The sequence below is a fragment of the Pseudomonas sp. O39 genome (genome assembly GCF_045447295.1).
In the GTDB taxonomy this organism is placed as follows: Bacteria; Pseudomonadota; Gammaproteobacteria; order Pseudomonadales; family Pseudomonadaceae; genus Aquipseudomonas; species Aquipseudomonas antarctica_A.
The window spans coordinates 1-12,891 of the sequence record NZ_JBJGXV010000033.1 but is presented as its reverse complement, the minus strand read 5'-3'; the positions used below and the strand labels follow the sequence as shown (position 1 = coordinate 12,891).

Genomic DNA, 12,891 nt, shown 5'->3' with positions numbered 1-12,891 from the left:
TTGCCTGCGATGCAGACGCCGCGGTCTGGCAGGTACACCGCGGCGATGCTATCGCAGGCAAGCCAGCTCCCACATTGAACCTGCGCCGTTTCAAGATCTGTATTCCACATTCGTCCTGCGCGCCCCTTACACGCTTCCCGGAGTTTCCCCATGACGGCCCATGCCGACCTTTCGCCGACCCTTCAACTCGCTATCGACCTGATCCGTCGCCCGTCGGTCACACCGATCGACGCCGACTGCCAGAAGCTGATGATGCAGCGCCTGGGCGACGCCGGTTTCAAGCTTGAGCCAATGCGCATCGAGGACGTGGACAACTTCTGGGCCACCCACGGCAACCATGAAGGCCCGGTGCTGTGCTTTGCCGGCCACACCGACGTGGTCCCGACCGGCCCGGTGCAGGCCTGGCAGAACGACCCGTTCGACGCGTTGATCGACGAAGACGGCATGCTTTGCGGCCGTGGTGCGGCAGACATGAAAGGCAGCCTGGCGGCAATGCTGGTGGCATCCGAGCGTTTCGTTACCGACTACCCGGACCACAAGGGCTCGGTAGCCTTCCTGATCACCAGCGATGAAGAAGGCCCGGCGCACCATGGCACCAAGGCTGTGATCGAGCGGCTGGCGGCACGCAAGGAGCGCCTGGACTGGTGCATCGTCGGCGAACCGTCAAGCACGACCCTGGTGGGCGATGTGGTCAAGAACGGCCGTCGTGGCTCTCTCGGCGCCACCCTGACCGTGCGCGGTGTACAAGGCCACGTGGCGTATCCGCACCTGGCGAAGAACCCGATCCACCTGGCCGCACCGGCCCTGGCCGAATTGGCCGCCGAGCATTGGGACGACGGCAATACCTTCTTCCCGCCGACCAGCTTCCAGATTTCCAACCTCAACTCCGGCACCGGCGCCACCAACGTGATCCCCGGTGACCTGACGGCGGTGTTCAATTTCCGCTTTTCCACTGAATCCACCGTGGAAGGCTTGCAACAGCGCGTTGCGGCGATCCTCGACAAACATGGCCTGGACTGGCACGTAGAGTGGGCGCTGTCAGGCCTGCCGTTCCTCACCGAACCGGGCGCGTTGCTGGATGCGGTATCGGCCAGCATCAAGGCAATTACCGGCCGCGAGACCAAGGCTTCCACCAGCGGCGGTACGTCCGACGGGCGTTTCATCGCCACGCTGGGCACCCAAGTGGTCGAGCTGGGCCCGGTCAACGCGACGATCCACCAAGTCAACGAACGTATCCTGGCCAGCGACCTCGACGTGCTGACCGAAATCTATTACCAAACCCTGATCAAGTTGCTCGCCTGATGCTCGCTTGCCCCATTTGCAGCGCACCGCTCAACGCGGTGGACAATGGCGTGGCGTGCCCGGTCGGGCACCGTTTCGACCGTGCGCGCCAGGGTTACCTGAACCTGTTGCCGGTGCAGCACAAGAACAGCCGCGACCCGGGCGATAACCTGGCCATGGTCGAAGCACGCCGCGACTTCCTCAACGCCGGGCACTACGCCCCGGTGGCCAAGCGCCTGGCCGAACTGGCCGCCGAGCGTGCGCCACAGCGTTGGGTGGACATCGGCTGTGGCGAGGGTTACTACACCGCGCAACTCGCCGAAGCCCTGCCCGATGCCGACGGCTACGCGCTGGATATCTCCAAGGAAGCCGTCAAGCGCGCGTGCAAACGCAACCCGGCGCTGACCTGGTTGATCGCCAGCATGGCCCGCGTGCCGTTGGCCGATGCCAGCTGCCAGTTCCTCGCCAGCGTGTTCAGCCCATTGGACTGGCAGGAGGCCAAACGCCTGCTCAGCCCCGGTGGCGGCTTGATGAAGGTTGGCCCGACCGCGGGCCACCTGATGGAACTGCGCGAGCGCCTGTACGACGAAGTGCGTGAATACACCGACGACAAGCATTTGGCCCTGGTGCCGGACGGCATGAGCCTGGCCCACAGCGAAACCCTGGCGTTCACCCTGAGCCTGGCCGAACCCAAAGACCGCGCCAACCTGCTGGCGATGACGCCCCACGGCTGGCGCGCGAGTGCCGAGCGCCGCGCCGAAGTGATTGAGGCCGCCGAGCCGCTGCAGGTCACTGTGTCGATGCGCTACGATTATTTCGTGCTTCAATAACCGACTTTTAAGCATCCGCGAATGGATTTTCGAATCCCGCAACGAGGAACATCCATGCGCCAACCTGATATCGAGATTTACCTGAAGGACGCCGACGTCGACTACAAGGCCATTGCCGCCTGGCTGGGCGCCGCCCTGGGCCCGTGCACCGACTGGGTCCAGAGAGGCCAGACCTACAAGTGCAAGGCCGGCAGCGTGCCGGTCACCTGGCTGCCAAAAGCCGTCGGCAAATGGAACAGCCTGTACCTGGAAAGCGACCAGACCCCGTGGGACGACGACATCGCCTGCGCCCGCGCTGCGTTTGCTGCGCTGAACGTCGAAGTGCGTTGCGCGCCGGGTACCTGGGTTGAGGAAGAAGGCGAGGAAAGCGCTGACACCTGGATTCGCATCAGCGTGGACGGTGAAGAGCAGATCACCTGGAAAACGGCTTAAGAGCAGCTACAAGCCTCAAGCCTCAAGCAAAACCGCTTGCAGCTTGAGGCTTGTCACTTGCGGCTCGGCCTTACAGGCCGACCACATCCTCCGCCTGCAACCCCTTCTCGCCGGTCACCACGGCGTACTCCACCTGCTGGCCTTCGGCCAATGAACGGTGGCCATCACCGCGAATGGCGCGGTAGTGCACAAACACATCCTTGCCGTCCTCACGCTGAATAAAGCCATAGCCTTTTGCATCGTTGAACCACTTCACATTGCCGGTTTCGCGCGTTGCCATCTGTCTTACTCCCACATGCATTTTTATTGTTGAGTCGTTCGCATTGAACTGCCGAGTATAAGACAGGCTCAAAAACGATCAACTCAAGTTTACATCGCCGCTTTTTTGCCGATTTTCGGCGAATACGGCACACTACCCACCCGAGCGCCTGCTCGGTTTTTTCCACTTGAAGCAGCACGCCTATGACCCGCTCCCCGTTCCGCCGTCTGGTGTTTGGCACCTTGCGCCGACTGTTGTACCTCTGGGTTCGCTCCGAGACGATCAACCAGTCGTCCCTAACCCTTAACCTCGACCGCAGCCGGCCGGTGTTCTACGTCCTGCAATCGCCCTCCCTCACCGAATTGGCCGTGGTCGATACCGAGTGCACCAAGGCCGGCCTGCCGCGCCCGGTGCTGCCGGTATCGGTAGGCTCGCTGATCGAACCCGCCGCATTCTTCTACCTCACGCCGGAGCCGGACTGGCTTGGCCGCCAGGACAAGCGCGGCGCGCCGCCGACCCTGACCCGGCTGGTCAACACCCTGACCGAACACGCCGAAGAGAATGCACAAATCATTCCCGTCAGCGTGTTCTGGGGGCAGTCGCCCGAGAGCGAGTCCAGCCCATGGAAACTGCTGTTTGCCGACAGCTGGGCCGTCACCGGCCGTCTACGCCGGCTGTTGAGCATCCTGATCCTGGGTCGCAAGACCCGCGTACAATTCTCCGCGCCTATCAACCTGCGTGAATTGATCGAGCACAATAAAGGTCACGAACGCACCGTGCGGATGGCCCAGCGCATCCTGCGTGTGCACTTTCGTAACCTGAAGACCGCCGTGATCGGTCCTGACCTGTCCCACCGCCGCAATTTGGTGAAGGGCCTGGTCAATATGCCGCTGGTGCGCCAAGCCATCAGCGAAGAGGCCGAACGCGAAAAAATCACCCCGGAAAAAGCCAAGGCCCAGGCCCTGCGCTACGGCAACGAGATCGCCTCGGACTACACCTACACCGCGATCCGCTTTCTCGAAGTGGTACTGAGCTGGTTCTGGAACAAGATCTACGACGGCATCAAGGTCAATAACATCGAGGGTGTGCAAAAGGTTGCCCAGGGTTATGAGGTGATCTACGTGCCTTGCCACCGTAGCCATATCGACTACCTGCTGCTCTCGTACCTGCTGTTCAAGAATGGCCTGACCCCGCCGCACATCGCCGCCGGCATCAACCTGAACATGCCGGTGATCGGCAGCCTGCTGCGCCGTGGCGGTGCGTTTTTCATGCGCCGCACCTTCAAGGGCAACCCGCTGTATACCTCGGTGTTCAACGAATACCTGCACACGCTGTTCACCAAGGGTTTCCCGGTGGAGTACTTCGTGGAAGGCGGGCGCTCGCGCACCGGGCGCATGCTGCAACCGAAAACCGGAATGCTGGCAATCACCCTGCGCAGCTTCCTGCGCTCTTCGCGCATGCCGATCGTGTTTGTGCCGGTGTATATCGGCTATGAGCGTGTGCTGGAAGGCCGCACTTACCTCGGCGAGCTGCGTGGCGCGAGCAAGAAGAAAGAATCGATCTTTGATATTTTCAAAGTGGTCGGCGCGCTCAAGCAGCGCTTTGGCCAAGTCGCGGTCAATTTCGGCGAACCGATCAAGCTGGCCGAGTTCCTCGACACCGAGCAACCTGACTGGCGCAGCCAGGAGCTGGGGCCGAACTACAAACCCGCCTGGCTCAACGAAACCACCAACCGCCTCGGTGAGCAGGTGGCGCGCCACTTGAACGAAGCCGCCGCAGTCAACCCGGTGAACCTGGTGGCGCTGGCGCTACTGTCCACCACCCGCCTGGCCCTGGACGAACAGGCCATGGCGCGTCAGTTGGACCTGTACCTCGCGCTGCTGCGCCGCGTGCCGTACTCGTCGCATACCACGTTGCCGGAAGGCGATGGCATGGCGTTGATCAAGCACGTCAAGGACATGGACCTGTTGTCCGAGCAAAGTGACGCCCTGGGCAAGATCCTGTACCTGGACGAGCAGAATGCCGTCCTGATGACCTATTACCGCAACAACGTACTGCACATCTTCGCCCTGCCCGCACTGCTGGCAAGCTTCTTCCAAAGCAGCTCGCGGATGAGTCGCGAACAAATCCTGCGTTACACCCGCGCGCTCTATCCGTACCTGCAATCGGAGTTGTTTATCCGCTGGTCGCTGGAGGAGTTGGACGCGGTGGTTGACCAGTGGCTTGAGGCGTTTGTCGAGCAAGGCCTGCTGCGCTTCGAAAACGACGTCTACCTGCGCCCGGCCCCCAGTTCGCGGCACTTTGTGCTGCTGACGCTGCTGTCCAAGAGCATCGCCCAGACCCTGCAACGCTTCTACATGGCGATCTCGCTGCTGCTCAACAGCGGCCAGAACAGCATCAGCGCCGAGGAGCTGGAAGACCTGTGCACGATCATGGCCCAGCGCCTGTCGATCCTGCATGGCCTCAATGCCCCGGAGTTCTTCGACAAGAGCCTTTTCCGACATTTCATCCAGACTTTGCTGGAGCAAGATGTGCTGCGCCGCGATGAAGCCGGCAAGTTGAGCTACCACGACCTGCTCGGTGAACTGGCTGAAGGCGCAGCGAAGCGCGTGCTGCCAGCCGATATTCGCCTGTCGATCCGGCAGGTGGCGTTGCATCGCGTTGATGGCGCAGCCGAGGCGCCAGTCGACTCTGGGCCGGTCAAACCTGAAGAAAGCCGCTAGATTGAATGAGGCGTCGGGCGGATTCCGGCGCCGTTGAAAAGGAGCTGTACCATGAAAAAGATCCTCCTCCTCGGCCTGACCGCCCTGCTCGGAGCCTGCCAATCCATGAACCCCGCCGCCAAAGCCAGCCTCGACGGCGAAGTGTTCTACCTGCAACGCATTGCCCTGCCGCCCGCCGCCACCTTGAGCGTCAGCCTGCAGGACGTATCCTTGATGGACGCCCCGGCCGTGACCCTCGCCGAACAGAAAGGCCCGGTAAAAGGCCAGGTGCCACTGCCGTTTCACCTGAGCTACGACCCGGCCCACATCAAGCCAGGGCACACTTACTCGGTGAGCGCTCGTATCGAGCTGGATGGCAAGCTACTGTTTATCACCACCGAACGGCACGCTGTGCAGCTTAATGGTCAAGACCCACAACCGCTGCGCCTGCGGGTGGATGCGGTCGCACACTGATATTTTCCAGAACATAAGCCCGATCAAAAGGAAGCGCCCATGCTCCGTAACTCCCTTCGCCTCACAGCCCTGTGCGCCGGCCTGCTGCTTGGCGCCAACGCCATGGCGCTGTCACTTGGCAGCCTGTCCCAGAGCGACGCCAGCGGCGGCCTCAAGGACGCACTGACCCAGGGCGCACAGATCGCCGTGAAACAACTGGGCGTACCCGGTGGTTTCAGCAACAACCCGGAAGTGAAAATCGGTCTGCCAGGCAAGCTCGGCAAAGTGGCCGACAAGCTGAAGATGTTCGGCATGGGTGATCAAGTCACACAGCTGGAAACCAGCATGAACAAGGCGGCTGAAACTGCCGTGACCCAGGCGCAACCGATTCTGGTCAATGCGGTAAAAAACATGAGCGTGACCGACGCCAAGGGCATCCTCACCGGTGGCCAGGACTCGGCGACTCAATACCTGAACAAAAGCAGCCGCGAAGAGATCCGCGCCAAGTTCCTGCCGATCGTCAAGGCCGCCACCGACAAGGTTGGCGTGGCACAGCAGTACAACGCCCTGGCGGGCAAGGCCGCGGCATTTGGCGCGGTTGATGCCAAAAGTGCCAACGTCGAAAGCTACGTGACCGAACAGGCGCTGGACGGCTTGTTCAAAATGATTGCGCAGCAGGAAGAAACCATTCGCAAGAACCCGGCGGCTGCGGCCACCAGCCTGGCGAAGAAGGTGTTTGGCGCGCTGTAATATCTCAGAGTCACCCTTCACTCTTCTGCGCCCAGGTAGTTCCTGACACACCTGGGCGCAGTTGTCTTGCGCTAGCGAAACAGCGGATACAAAGGCCTGTAGGGCAATGGCTGCTCACAGATCGGGTATGGCTGTGGGTGCGGTTTACCGTGGCTCGGCTTGGCGGATTGGGTATGCCCTACAACTGGCTGGGCGGAATAAGGGCGGCGAGGCCCGGGCTGTCCATACACCGGTCTCTTCGCCCTGGTGGTCTCAACCTGTTTGCGAGGCAAATGATTGCCCACCAATGCCTCGAAAAACGCCTCTTTGAAAGCAGCAATCGCAGTACAAAACGACATATGACACTCCATAAACTCATTGAATCAGGCCCGACCCCCAACAGGCGAAGTCGAAACCCGTGCCTGTCCATCAGGCAATGCTGAGTGGAGTGAAAAAGGCGAACGTTCCACAGCCGCCGATGCCTGTTTGCATCAGCATGTAAATCAATGAATGACCGAACTCGCCAGCCGCCCGATCATGATCGTTGCAAAACAGCCGATGGCCACGGATGTCGCGCGGTTGATCTTCAATGGAGTGAGCCACGTCTTCTGAATGCCTTCAAAGCGGCTGCCCAGCACGATCCACGCAGCCCCTACCGGTATCACCACCAACGCAAGGGTGGTCATGAACCCTATATAGCCTTGCAGCGAAGCAAAGGCGCTGGCCGGTGCGATAAACGAAACGATCAGCAGGCCTTTGGGGTTCATCACGGTGAGCCAGAAAAAATACAGGCCGGAAAAACCATCCCCGGTCGCAGTGATAGCACTGCTTTTGCGCTGCCACAGCTTGAACGAGACATACAACAAGTAGCAGGCCGCCGCCAGTTGCGTGATGTTCAACATCCCTGGCGAATAGGCCGCGAGATAAAGCAACGCCACGCCCCACACCGACACCTGTAACAAGTAGGCCAGGCATTCGATAAAGACCAGCGTCCACGAAGCCCGATACCCGAACAACACCCCCGCACGGAACAGCAGGGTGTTGGTCGGGCCTGGGGCGAGCAACAACAACATCAGGGCTGAAACGGTGGCCAGCATGATTACGCGACGTCCTTCCTCACTCGGAACCACGCAGCATACAGGGCTGGCAAGAACAATAGGGTCAACGCCGTCGCCACAATCAATCCTCCCATAATCGCCACCGCCATCGGCCCGAAGAACACGCTGCGTGACAGCGGAATCATCGCCAGCACCGCCGCCAGGGCTGTCAGCACAATCGGGCGGAAGCGTCGGACGGTGGCTTCAATGATCGCCTGCCATGGCGCCAATCCAGCCTTGATGTCCTGTTCGATCTGGTCCACCAGGATCACCGAGTTGCGCATGATCATCCCCGACAAGGCGATGGTCCCCAACATGGCGACGAAGCCGAAGGGCTGGCGGAATACCAGCAGGAACAAGGTCACCCCGATCAAGCCCAGCGGTGCCGTCAGAAACACCATCGCAGTGCGTGAGAAACTGCGCAGTTGCAGCATCAGCAGAGTCAGCACCACCACGATGAACAGAGGCACACCGGCCTTGACCGAGTTCTGGCCACGGGCGGAATCCTCGACCGTGCCGCCAACTTCGAGCAAGTAGCCGTCCGGCAGTTCTGCACGCACGCCTGCGAGTGTTGGCAGTATCTGCTGCACCAGCGTCGCTGGTTGTTCCTTGCCGTAGATGTCGGCGCGCACGGTGACGGTCGGCAGGCGGTTGCGATGCCAGATAATGCCCTCTTCGAAGCCGTATTCGAGGGTGGCAATCTGCGACAGCGCCACGCTTTTGCCATTGTCGGTCGGCACCGCCAGGCTCGGCAGCAACGACAACTCAGTGCGCTCATGCACGGTGCCGCGCAGGAGGATTTCGATCAACTCGTTGTCCTCGCGAAATTGGCTGACGGTGGAACCGGTCAGTGAACTCTGCAGGAATTTCGACAGGTTGGCGGTGCTCACGCCAAGGGCACGGGCGCGGTCCTGGTCAATACTGAGGTAGACAACTTTGCTAGGTTCTTCCCAGTCCAGATGCACGTTAACCACATGGGTATTTTCGCGCACCCTGGCCGCCACTTTGCGGGCCAAGGCACGGACTTCTTCGATGTGTTCGCCGGTCACACGAAACTGCACCGGATAGCCCACGGGCGGGCCGTTCTCCAGGCGCGTGACCCGCGAGCGCAGTTCGGGGAATTGCTCGTTAAGGGTTTCGATCAGCCAGGTGCGCAGGCTTTCACGCTCTTCGATGGTTTTGGCCAGCACCACAAATTGCGCGAAGCTTGCAGCCGGCAGTTGCTGGTCCAGGGGCAGATAGAAACGCGGCGAACCGGTGCCGACGTAGGCCACATAGTTTTCGATGCCTGCATGCTCCTTGAGCAAGGCTTCCAGGCGTTTGACCTGGTCGGCAGTGTTGCTCAGGGAAGCGCCTTCCGCCAGTTTCAGGTCAACCATCAACTCCAGGCGACCGGAAGCGGGAAAGAACTGTTGCGGCACAAATCGGAACAGCGCCACCGAGCCGATAAACAGCAGCAGGGTCAGGACAATCACTGTCTTGCGTCGACGCACACACCATTCAACCAAACGTCTTACGCGCTGGTAGAACGGCGTACCGTAAGGATCGGGGCCATCGGTGCCGTGTTTGGCCGCGTGAATTTTCGCCAGGTCCGGCAGGAGTTTCTCTCCTAGATATGGCACAAACACCACCGCGGCGACCCACGAGGCCAGCAGAGCAATGGTCACCACCTGGAAGATCGAACGGGTGTATTCGCCGGTGCTCGATTGTGCGGTGGCAATCGGCAGGAAGCCCGCCGCCGTGATCAACGTGCCAGTCAGCATGGGGAACGCGGTGCTGGTCCAGGCAAAGCTGGCGGCCTTGATCCGGTCGTAACCCTGCTCCATTTTGATCGCCATCATTTCCACGGCGATGATGGCGTCGTCGACCAGCAACCCCAAGGCCAGCACCAACGCACCGAGGGAGATTTTGTGCAGGCCGATACCGAGGTAATACATGGTTGCAAAGGTCATCGCCAGCACCAGCGGAATCGCCAGGGCCACGACCATACCGGTGCGCACCCCAAGTGAGAAAAAGCTCACCAGCAAGACGATGGCCAACGCCTCGGCCAATACTTGGACGAATTCACCGACGCTGGTTTTCACTGCCGCCGGCTGGTCCGACACCTTGCGCAGTTCCATGCCAGCCGGAAGGTTCTTCTGCAGGCGTGCGAATTCGCCTTCGAGGGCCTTGCCCAATACCAGAATGTCGCCGCCATCACGCATGGCCACGGCCAGGCCGATGGCGTCCGCGCCCATATAACGCATGCGCGGTGCCGGTGGGTCGTTGAAGCCACGGTGGATGTCGGCCACGTCTCCAATGCGGAACGTGCGGTCACCCACGCGAATCGGGAAACTGCGGATCTCATCCACAGTTTTGAAGTTGCCTGACACGCGCAGTTGCACACGTTCGGTCGGGGTTTCAAAGAAGCCGGCCGTAGACACGGCGTTCTGCTCCTGCAATGCCTGCTGCACTGCCGCCAGAGGCAGGCCAAGGGTGGCCAGTTTGAGGTTGGACAGCTCGATCCAGATTTTCTCGTCCTGCAGCCCAAGCAGCTCGACCTTGCCCACATCCGGCACACGCTGCAGTTGAATCTGGATGCGATCGGCGTAGTCCTTGAGCACGGCGTAGTCGAAGCCATCGCCGGTCAGCGCGTAGATATTGCCGAAGGTGGTGCCGAACTCATCGTTGAAAAACGGCCCCTGGATGTCCGGCGGCAAGGTTTGGCGAATGTCACTGATCTTCTTGCGCACCTGGTACCACAGGTCCGGAATCTGCGCGGAGTGCATCGAGTCGCGGGCCACAAAGGTGACTTGCGACTCACCGGGCCGCGAGAAGGAAACGATGCGCTCGTAGTCGCCAGTCTCCATGAGTTTTTTCTCGATACGCTCGGTGACCTGGCGCGAGACTTCCTGGGCGGTGGCCCCGGGCCAATTGGTCTTGATGACCATGGCCTTGAACGTGAACGGTGGGTCTTCGCTTTGCCCCAGCTTGGTGTAGGACAGAGTGCCGACCACAGCCAGCAGGATCATCAGGAACAGTACGATCTGGCGATTACGCAACGCCCATTCGGAAAGATTGAAACCCATCGGGGACTACTCCTTGGCCGCCAGATTCACAACTCGGTTGGAGCGATCCACCGGGCGCACTTGCTGGCCCTCATGAAGCACATGCACGCCCGCTGCAATCACCCAGTCGGTGGGGGCCAAGCCTTCGAGGACCGGCACGGTTTTCTCGCCAAAGGCGCCAATGCGCACCGGTGTGCGTTTCAGCGTGTTGTCAGGTTGCACACGCCAAACGAAGGACGCGCCGTTCTCCGCACTCAGGGCAGACAGCGGTACCGACAGAGGAATTACGCCGTCAGCCTGTATGAAAACTCGGGCACTCTGGCCCAGTTCGGCCGGGACTTTGCCACCCGTGAAGGCGACGCGAGCAGCGAATGTGCGCGATTTAGGATCGGCTGCGGGCGACAACTCACGGATGCGCCCGGTAAAGCGTTGGTCTGGCTGGCTCCACAACTCCACCGACACCGGCTGGCCGATCTTGAACCGGCCGAAGCCTTGCTCGGGCAGGCTGATCAGCACTTCGCGCTCACCATCGGTGGCCAGGGTGAACACGGTTTGGCCGGCGGACACCACTTGGCCGACTTCCACCGCGCGCTTGGCGACGACACCGTCCTGTGGGGCGCGCAGCACCGCATAGCCAGCCTGGTTGCTCGATACATCGAATTCGGCCTTTATCTGCTTCAGGCGCGCTTCACCGGATCGGTAAAGGTTTTCGGAATTGTCGTACTGCGAGCGGCTGACCATCTGACGGTCCATCAGGGTCTTGTAGCGGTCACGCTCGGCGCGCACCAGGCTCAGGTTGGCCTCGGCGGCGGCAACCTGGGCACGCGTGGCTTCCAGTTGCAGGCGCACATCCTGCGGGTCGAGCTCTGCCAGCGGCTGGTTAGCCTTGACCCGCTCGCCCTCCTCCACCAGCCGCTTGCTGACTTTACCGCCAATACGAAAGGCCAGATCCGGCTCATAACGGGCACGTACTTCACCCGGGTAGCTGTCCATTGCCTGGGCGGAAGGCTGCGGTTGCACCACCATCGCCGGGCGGACAGTGGTTTGGGCCGCTTCTTCATGGCCGCAGGCGGCCAATAGGAAGACCAGGCTGACAGGCAACGCAAGGGGCAGGAAAGTGCTGCGCATGCTGAAGGACCTTTCGCAAATGGAGCTAGGAATAATTATACTGGCCGGTATGTTATTAATACCAAACTCGCCAGTCCAGTATTAAAGGTGAAAATGTCCGACAATCGAGTGAACACCAATAGCCCCGGGCGTCCCAAGGACATGGCAAAACGCCAGGCAATTCTCGAAGCAGCTAAAATTCTGTTTTTGAGCAATGGCTACGCCAGCACCAGCATGGATGCCGTGGCCCTGGAGGCCGGCGTGTCAAAACTGACGGTCTACAGCCACTTCACCGACAAAGAGACCTTGTTCACCGCCGCCGTCGTGGCCAAGTGCGAGGAGCAATTGCCGGTGATGTACTTCGAATTGCCCGAAGGCATGCCGGTGGAGACTGTGTTGTTGAACATCGCGCGGGGGTTCCATCGGCTGATCAACAGCGAGGAGTCGGTGAACCTGCATCGCCTGATGATGACCACCGGCAATCAGGACGTGAAACTCTCGCAGATTTTCTTCGAAGCCGGTCCCATGCGCATGCTGCAGGGCATGGAGCGCCTGCTCAGCCGGATCGACCAGAGCGGCGCCCTGAGCATCGACAAACCGTTGACGGCGGCCGAGCATTTCTTTTGCCTGCTCAAGGGCACGGCGAATTTCTGCTTGCTGTATGGCTGCGGCGGGCCACTGAATGAGGAAGCCGCCGAAGCCCATGTGCAGGAAGTGGTGGGGTTGTTTATGCGGGCCTATAGGGCCTGAAGTCTTGTGCCGCCCTTACTGGCGCTATCGCAGGCAAGCCAGCTCCCACCGTTGACCGTGTTCTCATGCTGGAATGCATTCTCCTGTGGGAGCAGGGCTTGCCTGCGATGAGCATAGGTATCTACACATTTTTTTTACGGGTTGAGTGCTGTGGTTGTCGGGGGGCGCTGAGTACATATCCGTTGTTTGGGTCACGGCTGACAT

11 protein-coding genes are annotated in these 12,891 nt (G+C 60.6%); 7 read left to right on the top strand and 4 right to left on the bottom strand.

Features of this window, described 5'->3' with window-relative positions:
* Positions 1–150: 150 nt before the first annotated feature.
* Genes dapE through ACI77D_RS27550 form a run of 3 tightly spaced genes read left to right on the top strand, consistent with a single transcriptional unit; the run spans position 151 to position 2,543 of the window.
* Complete coding sequence (gene dapE / locus ACI77D_RS27560; protein ID WP_221294084.1) at positions 151–1,302, top strand: succinyl-diaminopimelate desuccinylase; 1,152 nt, start codon at positions 151–153, stop codon at positions 1,300–1,302.
* Positions 1,302–2,111 carry a putative RNA methyltransferase gene (locus ACI77D_RS27555; protein WP_064451057.1) on the top strand — a complete coding sequence of 270 codons (810 nt, stop codon included), beginning with the start codon at positions 1,302–1,304 and terminating at the stop codon, positions 2,109–2,111. The genes dapE and ACI77D_RS27555 overlap by 1 nt, the downstream gene beginning before the upstream one ends.
* 54 nt (positions 2,112–2,165) lie before the next feature.
* A complete protein-coding gene (locus tag ACI77D_RS27550) occupies positions 2,166–2,543 on the top strand; it encodes a hypothetical protein (RefSeq protein WP_064451056.1) in 378 nt (125 codons plus the stop codon).
* 70 nt (positions 2,544–2,613) lie between these two features.
* Here the strand turns inward: ACI77D_RS27550 and ACI77D_RS27545 are convergent, their stop codons facing one another.
* Complete coding sequence (locus ACI77D_RS27545) at positions 2,614–2,823, bottom strand: cold-shock protein (protein WP_032891681.1); 210 nt, start codon at positions 2,821–2,823, stop codon at positions 2,614–2,616.
* 182 nt (positions 2,824–3,005) lie between these two features.
* Between ACI77D_RS27545 and plsB the strand changes: the two genes are divergently transcribed.
* From plsB to ACI77D_RS27530, 3 genes are read left to right on the top strand one after another with little or no spacing between them, the layout of a single operon-like run.
* Complete coding sequence (gene plsB, locus ACI77D_RS27540; protein WP_407017896.1) at positions 3,006–5,525, top strand: glycerol-3-phosphate 1-O-acyltransferase PlsB; 2,520 nt, start codon at positions 3,006–3,008, stop codon at positions 5,523–5,525.
* Positions 5,526–5,576: 51 nt separating this feature from the next.
* The gene (locus tag ACI77D_RS27535) at positions 5,577–5,978 is read left to right on the top strand and encodes a YbaY family lipoprotein (RefSeq protein ID WP_407017895.1); all 402 of its coding nucleotides are present in this window, start codon (positions 5,577–5,579) and stop codon (positions 5,976–5,978) included.
* 39 nt (positions 5,979–6,017) lie between these two features.
* A complete protein-coding gene (locus ACI77D_RS27530) occupies positions 6,018–6,707 on the top strand; it encodes a DUF4197 domain-containing protein (protein ID WP_064451053.1) in 690 nt (229 codons plus the stop codon).
* A gap of 482 nt (positions 6,708–7,189) precedes the next feature.
* Here ACI77D_RS27530 and ACI77D_RS27525 read toward each other — a convergent pair whose 3' ends face one another.
* From ACI77D_RS27525 to ACI77D_RS27515, 3 genes are read right to left on the bottom strand one after another with little or no spacing between them, the layout of a single operon-like run.
* Positions 7,190–7,783: a LysE family translocator gene (locus ACI77D_RS27525; protein ID WP_064451052.1), complete on the bottom strand. Its 594-nt coding sequence runs from the start codon at positions 7,781–7,783 to the stop codon at positions 7,190–7,192.
* Between the two features lie 2 nt (positions 7,784–7,785).
* Positions 7,786–10,851: an efflux RND transporter permease subunit gene (locus ACI77D_RS27520; RefSeq protein ID WP_064451051.1), complete on the bottom strand. Its 3,066-nt coding sequence runs from the start codon at positions 10,849–10,851 to the stop codon at positions 7,786–7,788.
* A gap of 6 nt (positions 10,852–10,857) precedes the next feature.
* Positions 10,858–11,958: an efflux RND transporter periplasmic adaptor subunit gene (locus ACI77D_RS27515; RefSeq protein ID WP_221294080.1), complete on the bottom strand. Its 1,101-nt coding sequence runs from the start codon at positions 11,956–11,958 to the stop codon at positions 10,858–10,860.
* Between the two features lie 93 nt (positions 11,959–12,051).
* Here ACI77D_RS27515 and ACI77D_RS27510 point away from each other — a divergent pair, with 93 nt between their 5' ends.
* Entirely contained in the window at positions 12,052–12,687 is a 636-nt protein-coding gene (locus tag ACI77D_RS27510) for a TetR/AcrR family transcriptional regulator (protein WP_064451049.1), read from the top strand.
* Positions 12,688–12,891 lie beyond the last annotated feature (204 nt).

What these genes read in the sequence shown, in the direction of transcription:
- dapE (WP_221294084.1), top strand. Translation starts at nt 151, where the DNA reads ATGACGGCCCATGCCGACCTTTCGCCGACCCTTCAACTCGCTATCGAC.
- ACI77D_RS27555 (WP_064451057.1), top strand. Translation starts at nt 1,302, where the DNA reads ATGCTCGCTTGCCCCATTTGCAGCGCACCGCTCAACGCGGTGGACAAT.
- ACI77D_RS27550 (WP_064451056.1), top strand. Translation starts at nt 2,166, where the DNA reads ATGCGCCAACCTGATATCGAGATTTACCTGAAGGACGCCGACGTCGAC.
- ACI77D_RS27545 (WP_032891681.1), bottom strand. Translation starts at nt 2,823, where the DNA reads ATGGCAACGCGCGAAACCGGCAATGTGAAGTGGTTCAACGATGCAAAA.
- plsB (WP_407017896.1), top strand. Translation starts at nt 3,006, where the DNA reads ATGACCCGCTCCCCGTTCCGCCGTCTGGTGTTTGGCACCTTGCGCCGA.
- ACI77D_RS27535 (WP_407017895.1), top strand. Translation starts at nt 5,577, where the DNA reads ATGAAAAAGATCCTCCTCCTCGGCCTGACCGCCCTGCTCGGAGCCTGC.
- ACI77D_RS27530 (WP_064451053.1), top strand. Translation starts at nt 6,018, where the DNA reads ATGCTCCGTAACTCCCTTCGCCTCACAGCCCTGTGCGCCGGCCTGCTG.
- ACI77D_RS27525 (WP_064451052.1), bottom strand. Translation starts at nt 7,783, where the DNA reads ATGCTGGCCACCGTTTCAGCCCTGATGTTGTTGTTGCTCGCCCCAGGC.
- ACI77D_RS27520 (WP_064451051.1), bottom strand. Translation starts at nt 10,851, where the DNA reads ATGGGTTTCAATCTTTCCGAATGGGCGTTGCGTAATCGCCAGATCGTA.
- ACI77D_RS27515 (WP_221294080.1), bottom strand. Translation starts at nt 11,958, where the DNA reads ATGCGCAGCACTTTCCTGCCCCTTGCGTTGCCTGTCAGCCTGGTCTTC.
- ACI77D_RS27510 (WP_064451049.1), top strand. Translation starts at nt 12,052, where the DNA reads ATGTCCGACAATCGAGTGAACACCAATAGCCCCGGGCGTCCCAAGGAC.